Annotated in this window: 18 protein-coding genes; 14 read left to right on the top strand and 4 right to left on the bottom strand. The window is 63.1% G+C overall.

What is annotated here, in order from left to right; all coding sequences use genetic code 11:
• Nucleotides 1–194: 194 nt before the first annotated feature.
• The 4 genes from AC56LR_RS20065 to AC56LR_RS20050 all read right to left on the bottom strand — a co-directional run bounded on the left by AC56LR_RS20065 (nucleotide 195) and on the right by AC56LR_RS20050 (nucleotide 5,544).
• Entirely contained in the window at nucleotides 195–1,514 is a 1,320-nt protein-coding gene (locus AC56LR_RS20065; RefSeq protein ID WP_497133012.1) for a DNA recombination protein RmuC, read from the bottom strand.
• 1 nt (nucleotide 1,515) lies between these two features.
• A complete protein-coding gene (locus AC56LR_RS20060; protein WP_497133010.1) occupies nucleotides 1,516–1,905 on the bottom strand; it encodes a group II truncated hemoglobin in 390 nt (129 codons plus the stop codon).
• A 66-nt stretch (nucleotides 1,906–1,971) separates the two neighbouring features.
• Nucleotides 1,972–4,512 (bottom strand): ABC transporter permease, encoded by a 2,541-nt coding sequence (locus tag AC56LR_RS20055; RefSeq protein ID WP_497133008.1) that lies wholly within the window; start codon nucleotides 4,510–4,512, stop codon nucleotides 1,972–1,974.
• A 9-nt stretch (nucleotides 4,513–4,521) separates the two neighbouring features.
• On the bottom strand, nucleotides 4,522–5,544 hold the full coding sequence (locus AC56LR_RS20050; protein ID WP_497133007.1) for an adenosine deaminase: 1,023 nt from the start codon (nucleotides 5,542–5,544) through the stop codon (nucleotides 4,522–4,524).
• Between the two features lie 577 nt (nucleotides 5,545–6,121).
• Between AC56LR_RS20050 and AC56LR_RS20045 the strand changes: the two genes are divergently transcribed.
• The 14 genes from AC56LR_RS20045 (at nucleotide 6,122) to AC56LR_RS19980 (ending at nucleotide 23,350) form a co-directional block, all read left to right on the top strand.
• Nucleotides 6,122–8,044 carry a PrkA family serine protein kinase gene (locus AC56LR_RS20045; RefSeq protein WP_497133005.1) on the top strand — a complete coding sequence of 641 codons (1,923 nt, stop codon included), beginning with the start codon at nucleotides 6,122–6,124 and terminating at the stop codon, nucleotides 8,042–8,044.
• 131 nt (nucleotides 8,045–8,175) lie between these two features.
• Nucleotides 8,176–9,444, top strand: coding sequence for a YeaH/YhbH family protein (locus tag AC56LR_RS20040; protein WP_497133003.1), 1,269 nt, complete (start codon nucleotides 8,176–8,178; stop codon nucleotides 9,442–9,444).
• A 30-nt stretch (nucleotides 9,445–9,474) separates the two neighbouring features.
• Nucleotides 9,475–10,998, top strand: a complete 1,524-nt coding sequence (locus AC56LR_RS20035) for a SpoVR family protein (RefSeq protein WP_497133001.1) — start codon at nucleotides 9,475–9,477, stop codon at nucleotides 10,996–10,998.
• 874 nt (nucleotides 10,999–11,872) lie between these two features.
• Nucleotides 11,873–12,532 (top strand): energy transducer TonB, encoded by a 660-nt coding sequence (locus tag AC56LR_RS20030; protein ID WP_497132999.1) that lies wholly within the window; start codon nucleotides 11,873–11,875, stop codon nucleotides 12,530–12,532.
• Between the two features lie 84 nt (nucleotides 12,533–12,616).
• Complete coding sequence (locus AC56LR_RS20025; protein WP_497132998.1) at nucleotides 12,617–13,561, top strand: MotA/TolQ/ExbB proton channel family protein; 945 nt, start codon at nucleotides 12,617–12,619, stop codon at nucleotides 13,559–13,561.
• A gap of 2 nt (nucleotides 13,562–13,563) precedes the next feature.
• Nucleotides 13,564–13,992 carry an ExbD/TolR family protein gene (locus AC56LR_RS20020; RefSeq protein ID WP_497132996.1) on the top strand — a complete coding sequence of 143 codons (429 nt, stop codon included), beginning with the start codon at nucleotides 13,564–13,566 and terminating at the stop codon, nucleotides 13,990–13,992.
• 80 nt (nucleotides 13,993–14,072) lie between these two features.
• Nucleotides 14,073–14,504: an ExbD/TolR family protein gene (locus AC56LR_RS20015; RefSeq protein ID WP_497132995.1), complete on the top strand. Its 432-nt coding sequence runs from the start codon at nucleotides 14,073–14,075 to the stop codon at nucleotides 14,502–14,504.
• 68 nt (nucleotides 14,505–14,572) lie between these two features.
• Nucleotides 14,573–15,799 (top strand): tetratricopeptide repeat protein, encoded by a 1,227-nt coding sequence (locus AC56LR_RS20010; protein WP_497132994.1) that lies wholly within the window; start codon nucleotides 14,573–14,575, stop codon nucleotides 15,797–15,799.
• Nucleotides 15,800–15,984: 185 nt separating this feature from the next.
• Nucleotides 15,985–16,956, top strand: a complete 972-nt coding sequence (locus AC56LR_RS20005) for a bifunctional riboflavin kinase/FAD synthetase (protein ID WP_497132992.1) — start codon at nucleotides 15,985–15,987, stop codon at nucleotides 16,954–16,956.
• Nucleotides 16,957–17,030: 74 nt separating this feature from the next.
• The gene (ileS, locus tag AC56LR_RS20000; RefSeq protein WP_497132990.1) at nucleotides 17,031–19,922 is read left to right on the top strand and encodes an isoleucine--tRNA ligase; all 2,892 of its coding nucleotides are present in this window, start codon (nucleotides 17,031–17,033) and stop codon (nucleotides 19,920–19,922) included.
• Nucleotides 19,923–19,998: 76 nt separating this feature from the next.
• On the top strand, nucleotides 19,999–20,526 hold the full coding sequence (gene lspA / locus AC56LR_RS19995) for a signal peptidase II (RefSeq protein WP_497132988.1): 528 nt from the start codon (nucleotides 19,999–20,001) through the stop codon (nucleotides 20,524–20,526).
• Nucleotides 20,527–20,558: 32 nt separating this feature from the next.
• Nucleotides 20,559–21,779 carry a bifunctional phosphopantothenoylcysteine decarboxylase/phosphopantothenate--cysteine ligase CoaBC gene (gene coaBC / locus AC56LR_RS19990; protein ID WP_497133014.1) on the top strand — a complete coding sequence of 407 codons (1,221 nt, stop codon included), beginning with the start codon at nucleotides 20,559–20,561 and terminating at the stop codon, nucleotides 21,777–21,779.
• Nucleotides 21,780–21,796: 17 nt separating this feature from the next.
• Complete coding sequence (gene dut / locus AC56LR_RS19985) at nucleotides 21,797–22,246, top strand: dUTP diphosphatase (RefSeq protein WP_497132986.1); 450 nt, start codon at nucleotides 21,797–21,799, stop codon at nucleotides 22,244–22,246.
• 21 nt (nucleotides 22,247–22,267) lie between these two features.
• Nucleotides 22,268–23,350, top strand: a complete 1,083-nt coding sequence (locus AC56LR_RS19980) for a M48 family metallopeptidase (protein ID WP_497132984.1) — start codon at nucleotides 22,268–22,270, stop codon at nucleotides 23,348–23,350.
• Nucleotides 23,351–23,386 lie beyond the last annotated feature (36 nt).

Raw genomic sequence — 23,386 nt, 5'->3', positions numbered from 1 at the left:
TGCGCTGTCATGCACAAATTGACTCATCTGATTTACGGGGTGATTCGCACCGGCAAGCCATTCGACGCAAATTACCTGTCGAAAGGGCTTGCAATTCAAGACGGTATCTGACCCCGAAGTGAACTCAGGTCTCGGGCGACATGGTCGACATCCTCCCGTTCGAGGGTTTAATGTAAGCGCTGCGGCGGGGGGATTTATTCGTCGCCGTCGCTGCGTTCGGTCCCCAGCAGCAGTTGCGCCGCCTCGGCCGGCAAGGCTTCCACCGATTTCAGCTTCTTCGCCATGGCGCGGCTGCGCACTTCGGCGCCTTCGATGTTCTTGGCGGCCTTTTCCAGGGTCGCCTTGGTGGTGGCCAGCACGTCGCCGAACTTGGTGAACTCGGTCTTCACCGCGCCCAGCACCTGCCACACTTCGGACGAGCGCTTTTCCAGCGCCAGCGTGCGGAAGCCCATCTGCAGGCTGTTGAGCAGCGCCGACAGGGTCGACGGGCCGGCGATCGACACGCGCAGCGAGCGTTGCAGGTCGTCGGCAAGACCCGGGCGGCGCATCACTTCCGCGTACAGGCCTTCGGTCGGCAAGAACAATATCGCGAAGTCGGTCGTCTGCGGCGGCGACACGTATTTCTCGCAGATGGTCTTGGCTTCCAGGCGCACCGCGCGTTCCAGCTCGGCGCCGGCGCGGGACACGCCATCGGCGTCGGCTCGGTCGGCCGCGTCCAGCAGGCGCTCGTACTGCTCTTTCGGGAACTTGGCGTCGATCGGCAGCCACAGCGGCGCGCCGCCCTCGCTCACGCCGGGAAGCTTGATCGCGAACTCCACCCGCGCGCCGGTGCCGGCGACGGTCTCGACGTTCTTGGCATACTGGTCCACGGTGAGCACCTGCTCGAGCAGCATCTCGAGCTGCACTTCGCCCCAGGTGCCGCGGGTCTTGACGTTGGTGAGCACTCGCTTGAGGTCGCCCACGCCGATGGCCAGCTGCTGCATCTCGCCCAGGCCCTGGTGGACTTTTTCGAGCCGGTCGCTCACCTGGCGGAAGGATTCGGTCAGGCGGGTTTCCAGCGTGGCGTGCAGCTTTTCGTCGACGGTCTGGCGCATCTCTTCCAGGCGCTTGGCGTTGTCCGTCTGCAGGTCGCGGATCCTGGTTTCCAGGGTGCCGCGCACTTCCAGCATGCGCTGGGCGTTCGATTCGGTGAGGTTCGACAGGGTCTGCTGCAGCGTGTCGGCGAAGCGCTTGAGCGCGCGCGCCTGCTCTTCGCGGCCGCTGGACGATTGCAGCTGCATCTGCTGGCGCATGCTGTCGAACTGCTGCACGCCGGCCGCGTGGTACTGGCCCATGTGCCCCGCCACTTCCTGGCGCGTGGCCTGGGCGGTCGATTGCAGCTCAAGGCGCAGCTCGCGTTCGAGGCGCTCGATGTGGCGCCCGTCGCCTGCATTGCGGGCGCGCTGAAGCAACAGCAGTTGCAGGACGATGACGACCACCAGGGCCAGCACGATCAGCAGTTCAATGATACTCATGTCAGTCCGCCTTGTTCCGCATCCAGTCGGCCGTCTGGTAGAACGACTGCATCAGTCGCATGCGCAGCGCCTCGTCGTAACCCAGGTCTTCCATCGCCCAGGCCATGGCGCGCAACCACTGGTCGCGCTCCTGGGTGCCGATGGCAAATGGAAGGTGGCGCGCGCGCAGGCGCGGGTGGCCGTGCTGCTGCACAAAGAGATTCGGCCCGCCGGTCCAGCCGGACAGGAACATGAACAGCTTCTCGCGCGAGCTGTCGTTGGGACTGGGGTGCATGGCGTGGATGACGGCGAATTCCGGCTCCAGCTCCATCAGGTCGTAGAAGCGGTCGACCAGTTCGCGCAGGCGGCCGGCGCCGCCCATCACCTCGTACAGTGTTTGGGATTCAGACATGGGCAGCATGATAGCGCAGCGGAGACGGCCCGTGGCCCTCCCCGCTGCGCCTTGTTGCAAATGCGCTCAGGCTTCGCGCAGGGTCTGCAGCGGCGGCTGGCGCAGCACGCTGCGCAGGCCCAGCCAACCGCCCAGCAGCGCGCAGATGACACCTGCCGCCACGCCGGCCAGCCACACGCCCGGCTCGAAACGCCAGGGGAACTTGAAGACGTATTCGGCCAGCGCCCAGCCCATGGCCGCCGCGCCGCTCGCCGCCAGCACGCCGGACAGGCTGCCCACCAGGATGAATTCGATGCGCTGGGCGGTGGCCAGCTGCCCTTTCGTGGCGCCGAGCGCGCGCAGCAGGCCGGCTTCGCGCGTGCGCTCGGATTGGGAACCCATCAGCGCCGCGTACAGCACCAGCACGCCGGAGGCGAGCGTGAACACGAACAGGAATTCGACCGCCACCACGACCTGGTCGAGCACGTCCTGCAACTGTCGGATGATGCCGGAGACGTCGATCACGGTCAGGTTCGGGTAGGCGCGCGTCAGGCTGTTGGTCAGGCCGCCCGCACTGCCGGGCAGATGGAAAGCAGTCATGTAGCTGCGCGGGGCGTTCTGCATCGCTTGCGGGTTGATGATGACGAAGAAGTTGGCCCGCATCGAGCCCCATTCGAGCTTGCGCAGGCTGGTCACCTTCGATTCCACGACCAGGCCGCCCATGTCGAAGCGCATCACGTCGCCCAGTTTGAGGCCCAGGGTCTGGGCCAGCTTCTGCTCGACCGAGGCTTCGCCCATGCTTGCCGCACCCGCCGCGTCGACGAACCACTTGCCGGCCACCACCTCGTTCGATTCCGGCAGCGTGTCCGTGGTCGACAGGTTGAACTCGCGCTCGGCCATGCGGCGCGCCTCGCCGTTCTGGAAGCTGTCGCGGGTGAGCTGCTTGCCGTTGATGGCAGTGAGGCGCCCGCGGATCATCGGGAACAGCGTCACGTCCTTGACGCCGGCGCTGCGCAGCTGGCGTTCGACCCCGGGCGCTTGCTCCGGCTGGATATTGATGATGAAGCGGTTCGGCGCATCCGGCGGCGTGGCGGTGCGCCAGGCACTCATCAAATCGCCGCGCACGACCGTGAGCAGCAGCAGCGCCATCAGCCCGAGCGAGAGCGACACGACCTGCACGACGGTGGCGCCAGGGCGGCGCTGCAGCGAGGTGATGGCGAAGCGCCAGCCCTGGTGCTTGAGAGCGCCGCGCAGGTGGCGCAGCAGGCGCAGGCCGAGCCAGGCGACCAGGGCAAACACACCGAGGCCGCCGAGGAAGCCGGCGGCCGTCATCAGGGCCAGTTTGGTGTCCCCTGCCTGCCACAGCAGCAGCGCCAGGAACACGCCGATGCCCAGGCCATAGGTAGCCAAGGCCAGCGGCTGGGGGGCCGCCGCTTCGCGCCGGATGACGCGGTTATGCGGCACGTTGCGCAGCTGGAGCACCGGCGGCAGGGCAAAGCCCACCAGCAGCAGCAAGCCGGTGGCGATGCCCTGCAGCGCCGGCAGCATGGAGACCGGCGGCAAATCCGGCGGCAGCAGGCTACCGATCAACTCGAGCAGGATGAAGTGGGCGCCGAAGCCCACCAGCACGCCGAGCACGCTGCCCGCCAGGCCGACCAGCGCGAATTCGATCAGGTACATCGCGCCCACCTGGTTCTGGGTCAGCCCCAGGCAGCGCAGCATGGCGCAGGCGTCCAGGTGGCGCTGCATGAAGCGGCGCGCCGCCATGGCCACCGCCACTGCCGCCAGCATGGCCGACAGCAGGCCCACCAGCGACAGGAAGCTGTCGGCGCGGTCGAGCGTGGCGCGCATCTCGGGCCGGCCGTTCTCCAGGGTTTCGATGCGCACGCCGCGCACGTTGCGGGCGGCGAGGTCGGCGCGCAGCCATTTTTCGAAGGCCGCAACGCTTGCCATGTCGTTCTTCGCCGTCGAGGCCACCTGCAGGCGGTAGGTCACGCGCGAGAAGTCATCGACCAGCCTGGTGGCCGCCAGGTCCTGCAGCGACAGCATCACGCGCGGCGCGAAGTTGGCGAACGAGGCACCTTTATCGGGTTCGGTGGCGATCAGCTGCGCGATGCGAAAGGTCTTCTCGCCCAGCTGGATGCTGCTGCCCACGCCCACGCGCAGGGCCGGCAGCAGGTTGGCGTCGACCCAGACGGTACCCGGTTCGGGTGTGGCGCGGGTCTTGCGGCCGATGGCGCCGCCGGCTTCGTCCGGATTGGTGGTGATGCTCAGCTGCCCGCGCAGCGGGTAGCCCGCTTCGACCGCCTTCACCGCGGCCAGCTGGGCACTTGACGCTTCGCCCTCCCCGGCTTGCGCCATGCTCTGGAAGGCCACGGTCTCGGCCACCAGCAGGCCGCGCCGGCGCGCTTCGTCGCGCCAGTTCTTCTGGATCGGGTCGTCGGCATTGATCAGGAGGTCGGCGCCCAGCAACTGGTGGGCGTCGCGGTTCAGGCCTGCGCGCATGCGGTCGATGAAGAAGCCCACCGAGGACAATGCCGCCACGGCCACGATCAGGGCCACCAGCAGGAAGCGCAGCTCGCCGGCGCGCCAGTCGCGGGCGGTCATGCGGAGGGACTGTCTGAACATGTGCTGCCCTTAATGGTTGGCGAAGGACGGGTTGGCGAAGAAGGCGTCCACCTCGGCCAGGAACGCGCGCTTGCGCTCCGGGTCGAGGAAGGAAGCGGCAAAGCTGTTGTGCGCCAGCTGGCGCGCATGGCCGGCATCGAGCGGTAAAGCCTCGAACGCGGCCAGAAGATTGTCATTCATGTAGCCGCCGAAATAGGCCGGGTCGTCCGAATTGACCGTGGCCACCAGGCCTTGGTCGAGCAGCTCGCGCAGGTTGTGGCTCCCCATCACGTCGAACACGCGCAGCTTGATGTTCGACAGCGGGCAGACGGTCAGCGCCATGCCCTCGCGCACCAGGCGCGCCACGAGCTCCGGGCTTTCCAGACTGCGCACGCCGTGATCGATGCGTTCGACCTTCAGCACGTCGAGCGCGCTTTCGATATAGGCGGGCGGACCCTCCTCGCCCGCATGCGCCACCAGGCGCAGGCCAAGCTGGCGCGCGCGCTCGAACACGCGCGCGAATTTTTCCGGCGGGTGGCCGACCTCGGAGGAATCCAGGCCCACCCCGATGAACTTGTCGCGGTAAGGCAGCGCCTCGTCGAGCGTGGCCAGCGCTTCTTCTTCGGACAGGTGACGCAGGAAGCACATGATCAGGCTGGCGCTGATGGGAGCGTCCTGGCAGGCGCGCCAGATACCCGTGATGACGGTTTCAAAACGCACGCCACGCGCCGTATGCGTCTGCGGGTCGAAGAAGATCTCGGTATGGCGTACGTTATCCAGCGCGGCGCGCGCCAGGTAGGCGGCCGTCATGTCGTAGAAATCCTGCTCGGTCAGGAGCACGCTGGCGCCGGCGTAATAAATGTCCAGGAAGGACTGCAGGTCGCTGAAAGCGTAGGCCTCGCGCAACGCCTCGACCGAGGCATAGGGTAGCGAGACGCCGTTTCTTTGTGCCAGCTCAAATATCAGCTCTGGCTCCAAAGATCCTTCGATATGGATATGTAATTCGGCCTTCGGCATGGTGAGCAGAATGTGGCGCAGCTGGTCGTTCAGCATAGTTTCTCCGGCGGGACAAGGCATGGTGGACAAGTGTAACGCATGCGTGCGAAAGGCTTTCCGTCATAGGAAAAAACGGCATTTCCGGGGCGCGATTTGCGTGCGGCGCGGCTTGGGCATACAGTGCAGTATCGGCTCGTGGTCACGAAAAAAACGACAGGCCGGAAGCAGGTCGACGGGCACCGATCGACCGTCATGACGGGAAGACAATACGCTCGTTTTGTAGCGTTTCCGCCACCCTGCAAAAACCTTCTTTCCTTATTCGATTCAAGCACTTACAGAACTTACATCAGCTTGCACGACACGCTTTGACTTCGGGAACTATTAGGCACATAATAAATTTCACAAACGCAAAAAAAAGACGCTCTCCAACAGCGGGAGACCGGAAACCATTCCGGGTCAATAACAAAAAAATCGCAGCATCCGCGGCGCCGGCCATCCCGGTTCCGTATGCGGGCGACCGACTAGGAGCAACGCCAAAAAAAACCCCGGGGCCCCAAGGCTGCCTTCGACAATTCGGCTGCCATGACAGTGATCGTTGTTAGCACACGCTGTTTGTACATAAAGGACATTCGAAATGAGCATCTTTGACAACTACGCAGCCCGCTACGAGCGCACCCGGGAAGAGGAATATTCCATGTCGGAGTTCCTCCAATTGTGCAAACAGGATCCCCTCACCTACGCTACCGCCCCGGAACGCATGCTGGCCGCCATCGGCGAGCCTACCCTCGTCGACACCCGCCTCGACCCGCGTTTGTCGCGCATTTTTGCGAACAAGGTCATCAAGATCTATCCGGCCTTCCGCGAGTTCTACGGGATGGAAGAAGTGATCGAGCAGGTGGTCTCCTACTTCCGCCACGCGGCGCAAGGCCTGGAAGAACGCAAGCAGATCCTCTACCTGCTGGGGCCGGTGGGCGGCGGCAAGTCGTCGATCGCGGAAAAGCTCAAGAGCCTGATGGAACACGTGCCCTTCTATGCGATCAAGGGTTCGCCCGTGAACGAATCGCCGCTCGGGCTGTTCAACGAGCTGGAAGACGGCACCATCCTCGAGGAAGACTACGGCATCCCGCGCCGTTACCTGCGCGCGATCCCGAGCCCGTGGGCGGTCAAGCGCCTGCACGAGTTCGGCGGCGACATCAACAAGTTCCGCGTCGTGCGGCGCTATCCGTCGATCCTGAAACAAATCGCGATTTCCAAGACCGAGCCGGGCGACGAGAACAACCAGGATATTTCTTCGCTGGTCGGCAAGGTCGACATCCGCAAGCTGGAAGACTATGCCCAGGACGATCCGGACGCCTACAGCTATTCAGGCGGCCTGTGCCTGGCCAACCAGGGCCTGATGGAATTCGTCGAGATGTTCAAGGCGCCGATCAAGGTGCTGCACCCGCTGCTGACGGCCACACAAGAAGGCAACTACAAGGGCACAGAAGGCTTCGGCGCGATTCCCTTCGAGGGCATCGTGCTGGCGCACTCGAACGAGTCCGAGTGGAAGACCTTCCGCAACAACCGCAACAACGAGGCTTTCCTCGACCGCATCTATATCGTCAAGGTGCCTTACTGCCTGCGCGTGTCGGACGAGATCAAGATCTACGACAAGCTGATGCACAACTCCTCGCTCGACAAGGCGCCTTGCGCCCCGGGCACGCTGCGCATGATGGCGCAGTTCGCCATCCTGTCGCGCCTCAAGGACCCGGAGAATTCCAGTGTCTATTCCAAGATGCTGGTCTACGACGGCGAGAACCTGAAGGATACCGATCCGAAAGCCAAGTCGCTGCACGAATACGTCGACTACGCCGGCGTGGACGAAGGCATGAACGGGCTGTCGACGCGCTTTGCCTTCAAAATCTTGTCCAAGGTCTTCAACTTCGATAACACCGAAGTGGCGGCCAACCCGGTGCACCTGCTGTACGTACTCGAACAGCAGATCGAACGCGAGCAGTTCCCGCCGGAGACCGAACAGCGCTACCTGTCGTATATCAAGGAGCACCTGGCGCAGCGCTATGTCGATTTCATCGGCAAGGAAATCCAGACCGCCTACCTGGAAAGCTATTCGGAATACGGCCAGAACATCTTCGACCGCTACGTCACCTTTGCCGACTTCTGGATCCAGGACCAGGAATTCCGCGATCCGGACACCGGCGAAAGCTTCGACCGCGAATCGCTCAATGCCGAACTCGAGAAGATCGAGAAGCCGGCCGGCATCTCGAACCCGAAAGACTTCCGCAACGAGATCGTCAACTTCAGCCTGCGTGCGCGGGCCACGAATGCCGGCAAGAATCCGGCATGGACCAGCTACGAGAAATTCCGTAGCGTGATCGAGAAGAAAATGTTCTCGAACACAGAGGAACTGCTGCCGGTGATTTCCTTCAATGCCAAAGCGAGCGCCGAGGATGCCAACAAGCATGCCGACTTCGTGGCCCGCATGGTCGAGAAAGGCTATACGCCGAAACAGGTGCGCCTGCTTTGCGAATGGTACTTGCGCGTGAGGAAGTCCTCCTGACAAAGGCGCCGGCGCGCGCCGCGAAATGGCGTGCGCTGCACACGCGATTGCGGCGCGTATTAAGATAGACGTATCGAGATTTCGCCCGCAAAGTATCGGCGACTCAAGAGCCGTCATCAAAGGAGGCCAGTTTGACTTACCTCATCGACCGTCGCTTGCAGGGCAAGAACAAGTCAGCGGTCAACCGCGAACGCTTCCTGCGCCGTTACAAGGCGCAAATCAAGGATGCGGTCGGCCGCGCGATCAAGGGCCGCTCGATCACCGACATCGAGAACGGCGAGAAGGTCACGATTCCCGTCAAGGACGTGAACGAGCCGCATTTTGGCCATGCCCATGGCGGCGTCTGGGAAACCGTCAACCCCGGCAATACCGAATACCAGAAAGGCGACCAGTTCAACCGCCCGCGCAGCGGTGGCGGCGCCGGGCGCGGCCGCGCCGGCAACAGCGACCAGACCAACGAAGACGATTTCATCTTCGAGCTGTCGCGCGAAGAATTCATGAACTATTTCTTCGAAGATCTCGAGCTGCCGAACATGGTCAAGACCCAGCTCGCCCAGACCGTCGAATTCAAAAGCCAGCGCGCCGGCTACAACGTTTCCGGCACCCCATCGAACATCCATGTGCTGCGCTCGCTGCGCGGCGCACTCGGCCGCCGCATCGCCGTCGGCGGCCCGGCCCGGCGCCAGCTCAAGGAAGCCGAAGAACAATTGCAGGCCCTGCTCGATGCCGGCGCCCCCCTGGATGACGAGATGGTGGTCGAGCTCAAGGACCGCATCCACCACCTGCACATTCGCCTGAATGCCATTCCCTTCATCGACCCCTTCGACCTGCGGTACTCGAACCGGATCAAGGTGCCCAAGCCAAGCACCCAGGCGGTGATGTTCTGCATCATGGACGTCTCCGGCTCGATGGACGAGACCCGCAAGGACACGGCCAAGCGCTTCTTCATCCTGCTCTACCTGTTTCTCAAGCGCGCGTACGAAAAGATCGAAGTGGTCTTCATCCGCCACCACACGGCGGCGGCCGAGGTCGACGAGAACGAATTCTTCCATTCGCGCGAGTCCGGCGGCACCGTGGTGTCCTCGGCCCTGCACCTGCTGCAAAAAGTGATTTCCGAGCGCTACGGCAGCGCCGACTGGAACGCCTACGTGGCCCAGGCCTCGGACGGCGACAACTGGGACAACGATTCGGTGCTGTGCAAGCAGATCCTGAACAACGCCATCATGCCGCGGGTCCAGTATTACACCTATGTCGAGATCACCGACGGCCCGCCGCAAAACCTGTGGGAGCAATATTGCGAGGTGGCCGACCACCACAAGAATTTCGCCATGCAGAAGATCGTCACGCCGGCCGACATCTATCCGGTCTTCCGCGAGCTGTTCAAGAAACAGCCGAAGTAGGCACGACCCCAGAAGAGACGGAGGCACCCCATGCCACGAGACCCGAACAACCCGCGCGCCCTGCCCGAACAGTCCGAGTGGACCTTCGACCTGATCGAGCAGGCGCATGACGAAATCAAGCGGGTGGCCAAGCGCTACAACCTGGACACCTACCCGAACCAGCTCGAAATCATCACCGCCGAGCAGATGATGGACGCCTACACCTCGGTCGGCATGCCGGTTTCCTATAATCACTGGTCCTTCGGCAAGCACTTCCTGTCGACCGAAAAAAGCTACAAGCGCGGCCAGATGGGCCTGGCCTACGAAATCGTCATCAATTCGAATCCCTGCATCGCCTACCTCATGGAGGAGAACAGCCTGACCATGCAGGCGCTGGTGATTGCCCATGCTGCCTACGGGCATAATTCCTTCTTCAAGGGCAATTACCTGTTCCGTACCTGGACCGATGCCGATGCGATCGTCGACTACATGGTGTTTGCCAAGAACTATATCGCCGAGTGCGAGCAGCGCTACGGCATCGATGCGGTCGAAGACCTGCTCGATTCCTGCCACGCGCTGCAGAATTACGGGGTCGACCGCTACAAGCGTCCGGCCAAGCTGTCAGTGGCGCAAGAAAAAGCCCGCCTGAAAGAGCGCGAGGAGTATGCCCAATCCCAGGTCAACTCCATCTGGCGCACCCTGCCGCTGCGCGAAGAACAGGTGATGGATGCGGCGCCGGTGCGCTTCCCGCCCGAGCCCGAGGAAAACCTGCTCTATTTCATCGAGAAATACGCCCCCCTGCTGGAGCCCTGGCAGCGCGAGCTGGTCCGCATCACGCGCAAGATCTCTCAGTATTTCTATCCGCAACGCCAGACCCAGGTAATGAACGAAGGCTGGGCCACCTTCTGGCACTACACCATCCTGCAAGACCTGTACAAGGAAGGCATCGTCGGCGATGGCTTCATGCTGGAATTCCTGCAAAGCCACACCAACGTGGTCTACCAGCCGCCGGCGACCAGTCCCTATTACAGCGGCATCAATCCATACGCGCTGGGTTTTGCGATGATGACCGACATTCGGCGCATTTGCGAAGAGCCGACCGACGAAGACCGGGCCTGGTTTCCGGACATGGCTGGCAGCGACTGGCTCAAGACCCTCGATTTTGCAATGCGCAACTTCAAGGATGAAAGTTTCATCGCCCAATACCTGTCGCCCAAGCTGATCCGCGATTTCCACTTCTTCGCCGTACTCGACGACGACCGCAGCGACAAGCTGACAATTTCGGCGATCCATGACGAACAGGGCTACCGCTACGTGCGCCACAAGCTTGCCGAGCAGTACAACATCGGCAGCCGCGAACCGAACATCCAGGTCTGGCAGGTCAATACCCGCGACGACCGCGCCCTTACCCTGCGCCACACCCAGTTCAATCGGCGCCCGCTGAACCAGCAGGCCCAGGAAGTACTGAAGCACGTGGCCCGCCTGTGGGGCTTCGACGTGCGCCTGGAGACCGTGGACCCGAGCGGCCACGTGGTCAGCTTCCTGGAGTGCCGCCGCGAAAAGCGCGGCCGCTGACGCTTTTTCTCCCTGCCGATCCGCCGCCCTCCTGGCGGCGGAGTCGGCCTCCTTTCAGTTTTCCGTCATTTTTTTCCTTGCTTTCGGCCAGTCCAGAAGGCATCCTTCCTATTCGCAGCGCATGAAAACGGCGGCGCGAACGCCTGGCTGCGAGGAGCCGCGCCTTTCATCCGATACCGCCGGGCCGCAGGCAGTCTGGCGGACGTAGCTGCTGTTGCCCATTACACTTTTTTCCTCGGCATCCCCAGTAGCATTACCACCCCACCCACGCCCAGACATCCACCTCCCCGCAAGTTTTTTTGCGCCTGGGTGCGCTAACACACTGTTCAAAACCCCCAATGTCATGTAGTTTTGCTATGCAGGCATCGCGATGGTGGAGCCGAATGCTTGTCATTCGCACTACTGAAGTATATCAAGACGCGTTTCGCCCATCACTTTCAGCTATGGCTTACGGCAGGAAGCGGTTCGTTTTTGGCAGGTCAACAGTACGCACGGGTTCCGTAAACTTGGCTATAGTTTGCAGAAAGATCACGAGTTGATCATACGAAATTTGCCAGTAGCCGATTTAGGCATGAAAAATTTGGCAAATGCGGCATTCCTGCCTGACGATCCACACATGGAGGAGAACTGCGACAAACAATTACAAATCATCCTTGCTTTCTGGACCACAAATACGCTGGCGCCGCGCACGTATAGATGAGCTTGTTTGCCTGTTTTTACAGGTAGATAGAACTCTTTTGGGTATGCAAAAATGTATGCCCAAAAAAGAATTCGTAGGTATAATTCTTTGATCTCCCGCAAGCGGCCCTAGGTTTTTGTCGTGTTGAGTGGGTTTAGTGGCAACAAAAAAGAGTTGGTATTGGAGAAAGATGGCATGAATTTTACGCATGAGAAGAACCCGGGAAAGAATTTCACAGGTCTCGCCATTGTCATCCTGTTGCACGTTCTGGTAGCTTGGGCCGTCGTCAATGGCCTCGGCACCCGGATCGTGAGCAAGGTAACCGAGGCTGTGGAAACGAAACTGATCGAAGAGGTGAAGCCGCCGCCACCGCCGGACACGCCGCCGCCACCGCCGCCGCCGGAAATGAAGGCTCCTCCACCGCCGTTCATCCCGCCGGTTGAAGTGCAGGTGCAGACGCCTCCGCCGCCGCAAAATGCGATCACGACGGCAACCAACACGCCGCCGCCGACCACTTCGCTGGCACCGCCGGCACCACCAGCACCGCCGGCTCCGCCAGCAGCGCCACGTGGTCCGAGCCGTACCGAAGCAGTGGCCGACTTCAACACCTGCGCACGCCCGGAATATCCGCGTTCGTCGCAGCGTAACGAAGAGACCGGTACTACGACCCTGCAGTTCCTGATTGGTGCTGATGGTCGCGTGATGGATTCCAAACTGCAGAAGTCGAGTGGCTTCCGCGACCTGGACCGAGCCGCACAAACGGCTCTGACGAAATGCCGATTCAAGCCGGCCATGGTTGATGGCCAGCCGCAACAGGCGTGGACAGCGGTGCAGTACGTCTGGACGCTGGAATAAAACCGAGACAGAACACCGTCTCAATCTGTGATTTTCGTTGTTATAAGTTCAGCGAACTGTCTATTTTATATTTTTGGAGGAAGCATGTTTAAGAATACCCGTTTGTCCGCTATGCTGGCGGCTGTCCTGTTCTCGGTAACGGCGGCATCGGCCCTGGTCTCCGCACCAGCCTTCGCTGACGCTCCTGCCGCAGGCGCCACCGCTCCGGCGGCTGACGCGGCTGCAGCACCGGCTGCCGATGCAGCTGCTGCACCAGCTGCCGATGCAGCTGCCGCACCGGCTGCCGATGCAGCTGCCGCTCCTGCCGGCGACGCTGCCGGCACCAAGGAAGAAGTCCACAACCCATACGGCATCGGCGCCATGTGGGAAGAAGGCGACTTCGTCAACAAGGGCACCATCATCATCCTGGCCCTGATGTCGATCGGTTCGTGGTACATCATCATCACCAAGCTGATCGACCAGCAGAAGATCATGCGCCAGTCGAAGGAAGCGTCGGCCAAGTTCTGGAAAGCCCCATCGATCGCTGCCGGTTCGGCATCGCTGAAAGAAGGTTCGCCATTCCGCTTCATCGCTGAAACCGGCACCAAGGCAACCCAGCACCACGACGGCGCCCTGCTCGAGCAGATCGACCTGTCGACCTGGGTCACCATGCAGATCCAGCGCGCAGTGGACCGCGTCCAGTCGCGCCTGCAAGACGGCCTGTCGTTCCTGGCAACCGTCGGTTCGACCTCGCCGTTCATCGGCCTGTTCGGTACCGTCTGGGGCATCTACAACGCGCTGACCGCCATCGGTATGTCGGGTAACGCATCGATCGACAAGGTTGCAGGTCCAGTCGGTGAAGCACTGATCATGACCGCCTTCGGTCTGTTCGTTGCAGTTCCTGCGGTCCTGGGTTACAACTGGCTGGTTCGTCGTAACAAGTCGGTCATGGAAGACGTCCGTTCGTTCTCGGCTGACGTGCACTCGGTCCTGATCTCGGGCGCCATGTCGACTTCGAACGCCGCTGCCGGCGCCAAGAAGGCTGGTTAATCATGTCGATGAGTGTCGGCTCCGATTCCGGAGATGATGATGCCGTGATGTCAGAAATCAACACGACGCCGCTAGTCGACATCATGTTGGTTCTTCTGATCATCTTCCTGATCACCAGCCCGGTGGTTCTGAACCTGCAGAAGGTCGCCCTTCCTGCAGAGTCGAACCAGGTTACCAAGACCAAGCCGGAAGACGTTAACATCACCATCAACAAAGATGGCGAGATGTACTACAACCAGACGCGCATCGCGAACACGGACGAGCTGTTCAAGTTCCTCGCGGAGCAGTCGGTGAAGGAGCCACAACCCGCTGTGAAAGTGCGCGGCGACCAGGCAAGCCGCTACGAAGCGATCGGCCGGGTCATCTACACGGCTCAGCGTGCTGGGATTCAGAAGGTCGGTTTCGTTATCGAACCACCTGACAAGGGTTAACAGCTCTGTCCGCGGTGCAGGGTTCCTGAAACGGGAATTCGGCACCGCGTCCGTTACCCAACATTTGAAAAGGAAACACCATGAGCATGAACGTGGGTTCGGGCTCCGCAAAAGGAGCCGATCCGGAACCGATGATGGAAATGAACATGACGCCGCTGATTGACGTCCTGCTCGTTCTGATCATCATGATGATTATCACGATTCCGAAGCAAAACCACTCGGTCAACCTGAACATGCCGGTCGGTACCCCGCCGCCATCGAGTGTGAAGCCTGTGGTCGTAACGATCGATGTGGACTTCGACGGCACCATCCTCTGGGACGGTGAAGTCATTCCAGATCGTGCAGCCTTGGAAGCCAAGATGAACGGCGTTGCGGCGCTGGCTGACCAGCCGGAAGTGCACCTGCGTCCGAACAAGCTGGTCGAGTACAAGGTGGTTGCCGGTGTCATGGCAACGGCCCAGCGTCTCGGCGTTACCAAGATCGGCATGGTCGGTAACGAGCAGTTCCAGTAATCGACACATGTCAGACCAACACGGCAGGGTTTCCCTGCCGTGTCCCTTTTGAAGAAGGATGTTTTCAGATGATTAAATTCCGTCTCGCACACCTTGGCCTCGCACTGGCCGCCCTCGGTTTCACCGCAGCCGTGCCGGTCGTCGGCCTGGCTCCCGTGCATGCCGCGGTCCTGCGCGCCGAAATCGGCAAGCCACTCCAGCAAGCCCAATCGCTGATGAAGCAAGGCAACCACAAGGGCGCCCTGGCTGCCCTGCGCGACGCGGACAAAGCTGCCAAGGACGACAACGAGCGCTTCCTGATCGAGCGCGTGCGCGCCTCGGCGGCCTCGTCGGCCGGCGACTGGAACACCGCCGCCAACTCGTTCGAAAAACTGCTCGACTCGGGCAAGCTGAACGCCGGCGAGCGTTCGCAGTTCTCGGAAGGCCTGGTCGGCATCTACATGCGCGCCGGCGACCTGAACAAGGCGAACGCCGCCATCCAGAAGCTGCTCAAGAACGGTAACGATCCCAAGCTGCGCGCTTACCTGATGCAGAACTACTACAAGCAGGGCAATGTTGCCGCGCTTGAGCAGGAACTGCGCAACGCCGAGAAAAGCGGCCGCCTGAGCGAAGACGAGCTCGGCATGCTGGCGAACATCCAGCTGAAGAAGAACGACAAGGCTGGCTACGTCAACACCATCGAAAAGCTGGCCTCGAACTACCCGAAGGCCCAGTACTGGACCGACCTGCTCAACCGCGTGCAGGGCAAGCCAGGCTTCTCGAGCGGCCGCCTGTCGGTGGATATCTACCGCCTGAAGCTGGCCAACAACCTGCTGAAGAAGCCGAGCGAGTACATGGAAATGGCCCAGCTCGTGCTGCAGGCCAAGGCTCCTGCCGAAGCCCTGAAAGTCATCGACAAGGGCTACAAGGCCGGCGCCCTGGGCACCGGCGCGGACGCTGCGCGTCACCAGCGCCTGAAGGAACTGGCCGAGAAGAACCTGGCTGAGCAGAACAAGAACGTCGCTGCCCTGGAAGCCGAATACACGGCCGCCAAGGACAACGACGCGCTGGTCGGTCTCGGTTATTCGCTGGTCCAGGCTGGCCAGGCCGACAAGGGCCTGAAGATGATGGAAACCGCGATCAAGGCCGGTGGCCTGCGCTATGCCGACGAAGCCAAGCTGCGCCTGGGCGAAGCCTACGCTGCAGCCGGCAAGAAGCAGCAAGCCATCAATACCCTGAAATCGGTGGGCGGCAAGGAAGGCACTGCCGACCTGGCCCGCTACTGGATCATGGCAATCAACCGCCCGATCGCTTAAGCGAGCAAGCAGTCACGAAACGCCGCCTGTTCGCAGGCGGCGTTTTTTTTGGCCGTCATTCACGCTGGCCAATCCACCCCACCCATATCGGTTGACTCTCTGCCCCACGTTGCTGTGCAACATCCGAGTTACCGTATAATCAGCATTTCGCGCCGGAGCGGCCGGCTGCGCAACTGGAACCATTGATGAAGGTATTTCGCGGACTTCCCAACGACAGGGCGCGCGCACCCTGCGCCCTCACGATCGGCAACTTTGACGGTGTCCACCGCGGCCACCAGGCATTGTTGGCCCACGTGCGCGGCGCCGCGGCGAATCTGGGAATCGAAGCCGCCGTAATGACCTTCGAGCCGCACCCGCGCGAATACTTCGCCCGGCGCGCAAACGACCTGTCGAAAGCCCCGGCCCGCATCGCCAACCTGCGCGACAAGCTCAGCGACCTGGCCGATTCCGGCATCGACCGCGTCATCGTCGAGCACTTCAACGAACACTTCGCCGCCCAGGCCCCGCACGACTTCGTCAAGCGCGTGCTGGTCGACGGCCTGCACGTGAAATGGCTGATGGTCGGCGACGACTTCCGCTACGGCGCCAGGCGCGCCGGCGACATCGCCATGCTGCAGGAAGCCGGACGCGAATTCGGTTTCCAGGTCGAGACCTTGCAAGCCGTGCTGCATGGCGAGCGCCGCATCTCGTCGTCGGCCGTGCGCGAAGCGCTGGCCCTCGGCGACTTCGACGCCACCCAGGACTTGCTGGGCCACCCTTACACCATGTCGGGCCACGTGATCCACGGCCAGAAGCTCGGCCGCACGCTCGGCTTCCCGACCCTGAACCTGCGCGTCGCGCACCGCCCTGCCCTGTGCGGCATCTTCGTGGTGCAGGTGCACGGCCTGGCCGACGGTCCGCTGCCCGCCGTCGCCAGCCTCGGCGTGCGCCCTACCGTCGAGGACGCGGGCCGCATGCTGCTCGAAGTGCATGTCTTCGATTACCAGGCCTCGGCCTACGGCAAGCTGGTGCGGGTGGAATTCCTCGCCAAGCTGCGCGACGAAGAAAAATACGTCGACCTGCCCACCCTGACCGACGCGATCGACCGCGACGCCATGCAGGCGCGCGCCTGGTTCGCGCGCAGCAACGGCGCGCTGACCGCGACCGACCGAATTTGACGCCGCCTTGACCCCTTGAGCGCTGTCCGCGGCCCCGCCGCGACCTTGATCCGAATCCCCTAGAGAAGAACCCTATGTCCGATACCAAACCTGTCCAGAACGCCGCGCCGAAGGGTGCGAAGAAGCCTGAGAGCAAATACCCGGTCAACATGACCGACACCCCCTTCCCGATGCGCGGCGACCTCGCCAAGCGCGAGCCGGGCTGGGTCAAGCAATGGCAGGAAAAAAAGCTGTACCACCGCATCCGCAAGGCATCCGCCGGCCGCCCGAAATTCATCCTGCACGACGGTCCGCCGTATGCGAACGGTGACATCCACCTGGGCCACGCGGTCAACAAGATCCTGAAGGACATGGTCGTAAAATCGCGCACCATGGCCGGTTTCGACGCGCCCTATGTCCCGGGCTGGGATTGCCACGGCATGCCGATCGAGATCCAGATCGAAAAACTCTATGGCAAGAACCTGCCGACCGCGGAAGTGCTGCAAAAGGCCCGCGCCTACGCGCTCGAGCAGATCGACCGCCAGCGCGCCGGCTTCATCCGCCTGGGTGTGCTGGGCGAATGGGAAAACCCGTACATGACCATGGCCTACGGTAACGAGGCCGACGAGCTGCGCGCCCTGGGCAAGCTGCTCGAAAAAGGCTATGTCTACCGCGGCCTGAAGCCCGTGAACTGGTGCTTCGACTGCGGCTCGGCCCTGGCCGAAGCGGAAGTGGAATACCAGGACAAGCGCGATCCGGCGATCGACGTCGGCTTCCCGTTCGCGGAGCCGGAGAAAGTCGCCGCCGCCTTCGGCCTGCATCAGCTGCCGACCGCCAACGGCTTCATCGTGATCTGGACCACCACCCCGTGGACCATCCCGTCGAACCAGGCCCTGAACGTAAACCCGGAAGTGAGCTATTCGCTGGTGCAGACCGAGCGCGACGGCCTGCCGCTGCTGCTGATCCTCGCCACCGACCTGGTGGAATCGGTGCTGGCGCGCTACAAGTTCGAAGGCAAGACCATCGCCACCACCCTGGGCGAAAAACTCGGCGGCCTGCATTTCAAGCACCCGATGTACGCGGCCGATCCGTTCTACGACCGCGTCTCGCCGGTCTACCTGGCCGACTACGTCACCACCGAGAGCGGCACCGGCGTGGTCCACTCGGCGCCGGCCTACGGCCTGGAAGACTTCCAGTCGTGCAAGGCGCACGGCATGAAGGACGACGACATCCTCAAGCCCGTGATGGGCGACGGCCGCTTTGCGCCGAACCTGCCGCTGTTCGGCGGCATGACCATCTGGGAAGCGTCCAAGCCGATCTGCGCCGCGCTGACCGACGCCGGCGCGCTGTTCGAGCTGAAGATGTTCGACCACAGCTACATGCACTGCTGGCGCCACAAGACCCCGATCGTCTACCGCGCAACGAGCCAGTGGTTCGCCGGCATGGACACGATCCCGAAAGACGGCGGCAAGAGCCTGCGCGAGACGGCCCTGGCCGGCATCGCCGAGACCACCTTCTTCCCCGAGTGGGGCCAGGCGCGCCTGCACGGCATGATCGAGAATCGTCCGGACTGGACCCTGTCGCGCCAGCGCCAGTGGGGCGTCCCGATGGCCTTCTTCATCCACAAGGAAACCGGCGACCTGCACCCGCGCACCCCGGAACTGCTGGAACAGGTGGCCAAGCTGATCGAGGCGAACGGCATCGACGCCTGGCAGAGCCTGGACCCGGCTACCCTGCTGGGCGAGGACGCCCACCACTACGAAAAGAACAAGGACACGCTGGACGTCTGGTTCGACTCGGGCGCGACGCACCAGACCGTGCTGCGCGGCTCGCACGCCGAACAATCCGCCTTCCCGGCCGACCTCTACCTCGAAGGCTCGGACCAGCACCGCGGCTGGTTCCACTCGTCGCTCCTGACCTCCTCGATGCTCAACGGCCGCCCGCCCTACAAAGCGTTGCTGACCCACGGCTTCACGGTCGACGAGCATGGCAAGAAGATGTCGAAGTCGCTGGGTAACACGCTGGCGCCGCAGAAGATCTCGGACACCCTGGGCGCCGACATCCTGCGCCTGTGGGTCGCCTCGACCGACTACACCGGCGAATTGTCGATCAGCGAAGAGATCCTCAAGCGCGTGACGGAATCCTACCGCCGCATCCGCAACACGCTGCGCTTCCTGCTGGCGAACACCTCGGACTTCGACCCGGCGCAACATGCCGTGCCGGTGGCGGAGATGCTCGAGATCGACCGCTACGCGATCGCCGCCATGGCCGAACTGCAGAAGGACATCGGCGCGCACTTCGAGCGCTATGAATTCCATCCAGTGGTGTCGCGCCTGCAGAACTACTGCTCGGAAGACCTGGGCGGCTTCTACCTCGACATCCTCAAGGACCGCCTGTACACCACCGGCATCGACTCAAAGGCGCGCCGCTCGGCCCAGACCGCGCTGTGGCATATCGCCCAGTCGCTGCTGCGCGTGATGGCGCCGATCCTGTCCTTCACCGCCGAGGAAGCCTGGGCCGTGTTCGCGGGCCAGCAGGCTTACGCCGACAGCGATGAGACCATCTTTACGCAAACCCAGTGGACCTTCCCGGAACTGGCGGACGGCGAGGCGCTGCTGGCCAAGTACGCGGCCTTGCGCGACGTGCGGACCGACGTCACCAAACAGCTCGAGGAAGTGCGCGCTTCCGGCGCCATCGGCTCCTCGCTGCAGGCGGAACTGGCGATCAAGGCCGCCGGCGACAAGTATGCGCTGCTGGCGAGCCTGGACGACGACCTGAAATTCGTCTTCATCACCTCGCAGGCCAGCGTCGAGCAAGTGGCGGACGCTGCCAACGAAGCGGTCGCCGTGACCCCATCCGAAGCGGCGAAGTGCGAACGCTGCTGGCACTACCGCCGCGACGTCGGCCACGACCATGCACACGCGGGCCTGTGCGGCCGCTGCACCAGCAACCTGTTCGGCAGCGGCGAACAGCGCCGGTTCGCGTAACGGCACCCAGTCCCCTCGCGGGGTCCACCGCCATGCCGTTGATCGAAACGGCATGGCGGGTATCGACACATTCATCATGGCTACCAAAAAGAAACCCGCACCCCTCGGCGCCAAGCCCGTCTACAAGAGTCAAGCCAGCCTGCTGCCGTGGTTCGGCATCGCCCTGCTCGTCATCCTGCTCGACCAGGTCACCAAGCTCACCGTCGAGCGCAGCTTCGCCTATGGCGAGGCGCTGCCGATGACCGGCTTCTTCAACCTGATCAAGGTGTACAACCCGGGCGCGGCCTTCAGCTTCCTGGGCGACGCCGGCGGCTGGCAGCGCTATTTCTTCACCGGCATCGCGGTTGTCGCCGTCGGCTTCATGCTTTACCTGATGAAAAAGCACGCCACCCAGCGCCTGTTCTGTTTCGCCCTCAGCCTGATCATGGGCGGCGCCATCGGCAACCTGATCGACCGCCTGGCCTATGGCCACGTGATCGACTTCCTCGATTTCTACTGGAAGGGCGTGGGCCACTTCCCGGCGTTTAACATCGCCGACATCGGCATCTCGGTCGGCGCCTTCCTGTTCATCCTGGATGAACTGCGGCGCGTGAATAAATCCTGACGCAAAATCCTGATTCTGGAGGCAGCATGAACATGGACCTCAGGGGCAAGAATATCGTCCTCGGCCTGACCGGGGGCGTGGCCTGCTACAAGGCGGCGGAGCTGTGCCGCGCCCTGGTCAAGCAGGGCGCGAGCGTGCAGGTGGTGATGAGCGAAGCCGCCACCCACTTCATTGGCACGGTCACCATGCAGGCGCTGTCGGGCCAGCCGGTCTTCACCGACCAGTGGGACCCTCGCATGGCCAACAACATGGCCCACATCGACCTCACCCGCAACGCGGACGCGGTGCTGGTCGCGCCCTGCTCGGCCGACTTCATGCGCAAACTCGCGCATGGGGCCTGCGACGACCTGCTCTCGACCCTGTGCGTGGCGCGTCCGCGCCATGTGCCGCTGCTCGTCGCACCGGCCATGAACGTCGAGATGTGGGAAAACCCGGCGACCCAGCGCAACGTCACGCAGCTGCGTGAAGACGGCATTTGCCTGTTCGGCCCCGCGGCCGGCTCCCAGGCCTGCGGCGAGACCGGCCTGGGGCGCATGCTGGAGCCCGAGGAGCTGGTCGAAGAGCTGATCGCCTCCTTCCAGCACAAGGTGCTGGCCGGGCGGCGCGTCCTGATCACGGCCGGACCCACGTTCGAGCCGATCGATCCGGTGCGCGGCATCACCAATCTTTCGTCCGGCAAGATGGGCTATGCAGTCGCGCGCGCCGCGCGCGAAGCCGGCGCCGAGGTCACCCTGGTGTCCGGCCCGACCTCCTTGAGCACGCCGCACGGCGTGCGCCGCATCGACGTGCTCACCGCGCAGCAGATGCACGATGCGGTCATGGCCGGGGTCGAGGGACAGCACGTCTTCATCGGCGTCGCGGCGGTAGCCGACTGGCGCGTGGCGAATGCCAGCGGCCAGAAAATGAAGAAGACGGAAGGTGGCGCCCCGCCCCAGCTGGAATTCGTGCAGAACGCCGACATCCTCGCGTCGGTCGCCGCCACCACTTCGCTCTCGGGCTGGCCGTATTGCGTGGGCTTTGCCGCCGAATCCGAAAACCTGGTGGAGTTCGGCGCGGCCAAGCGCGAGAAAAAAGGCATTCCCCTGCTGGTGGGCAATATCGGGCCGCAGACCTTCGGGCAGGATGAGAACACGATCATCCTGTTCGACGACACCGGCCACACCCTGCTGGAGCGCGCCGACAAGCTCACGCTGGCACGCCAGCTGGTATCCGAAATCGCGAAGCGCCTGGAACGGCGCTCGCTGCTGACCTGAACGAACACAAAAAGAACATGAAGAACATCGACCTCAAGATCCTCGACCCGCGCATGAAGGAACTGCTGCCAGCCTACGGCACACCCGGCAGCGCGGGCCTGGACCTGCGCGCCTGCGTCGACGCGCCGCTCACGATCGAGCCTGGCCAGACGGTGCTGGTGCCGACCGGCCTGGCCATCCACATCGGCGATCCGGGCTATGCCGCCATGATCCTGCCGCGTAGTGGACTCGGCCATAAGAACGGCATCGTTCTCGGCAATCTGGTAGGCTTGATCGACTCCGATTACCAGGGACAGCTGATGGTCTCGACCTGGAACCGCAGCCACACCACCTTCACGCTGCAGCCGATGGACCGGCTAGCCCAGCTCGTGATCGTGCCGGTGCTGCAGGTAGGCTTCAACGTGGTAGACGAGTTCGCATCGAGCGAACGGGGCGCCGGAGGATTCGGCAGCACCGGCAAACAATAACTGACAAATCCGAGGATAAGCATGATCCGCATTCATCGCCTGCGCCGGCTTGCGCTGGGCGTCGCGCTCGCCGCACTGCTGTCTGCCTGCGCCACGCAGGGCCCAATGCAACCGGGGCAAGCCCGTCCCGCCGCTCCGGGCGAACCGCCCGCCCCGCAAGTGACCCCGGAAATGACGGCGGCCGCCGAGACGCTGACCAAAATGGCGGCGCTACAAGACCGCCTGTACAAGGTCGCCGCGCCGCTGCTCATCGACAATGCGGAACTGTGCACTCGCCACGCGCGCAACCTGCTCGGTTTCACCGCCAAGAACCGCTACGCCTATCCCGGCCAGTACAACGAGGCCGCCTACGCGGTGCTGGGCATGGGCGAGCGCCTGCAGGTCACCAGCGTGCTGGTGGGCAGCGGCGCGGCCAAGGCCGGCCTGCGCCAGGGCGACGAACTGCTGGCCGCGGGCGGCACGCCGCTGCCGCCCGGCCCGAATGCGCTGACCCAGGCGGGCGCCGTATTCCGCCCGATCGTGGCCAAGCAGGCCACGCTGCCCCTCACCGTCGAACGCAAGGGCAAGGCGCGCGACCTGAGCATCCCGGTCACCCGCGCCTGCGCCTTCGGCATCGAATTGGGCAACGCCGACAACGTCAACGCCTACGCCGACGGCCAGCGCGTGATGCTCACCCGCGGCATGATGGGCTTCGCCCAGAGCGACGACGAACTGGCGTATGTCATCGCGCGCACGATGGCGCACAACATGCTGGGACACGCGGCCACGCAGCGCAATGCGGCCACCATCGGCGGCATCATCGAGAACCTGACGAACATCTCGCCGGACACCTCGATGCTGATCGGCAGCGGCGGCATCAAGCCGATGCCCGCGACGCTCGACGCGGCCGCCGACCGCCTGGCGATCTACCTGCTGGCGCGCGCCGACTACCGCATCGACGGCGCGGCCGCATTCTGGAAGCGCTTCCTCGGCACCTATCCGGCCACGGTCCTGAACAGCCACACGGCGAACCATCCGTCGATGGCGCAGCGCATCGCCGCCATCGACAAGGCGGTGGCCGAGGTCAAGGCCAAGAAGTCGGCCAAGCAGCCGCTGACACCGTAGGGTGGGCGGGGTAATTTCGGGCAATGCCCGGAATTA

It is taken from the genome of Telluria sp. ZT3P39, from assembly GCF_059685935.1.
This window is presented reverse-complemented; position numbering and strand designations above follow the sequence as displayed.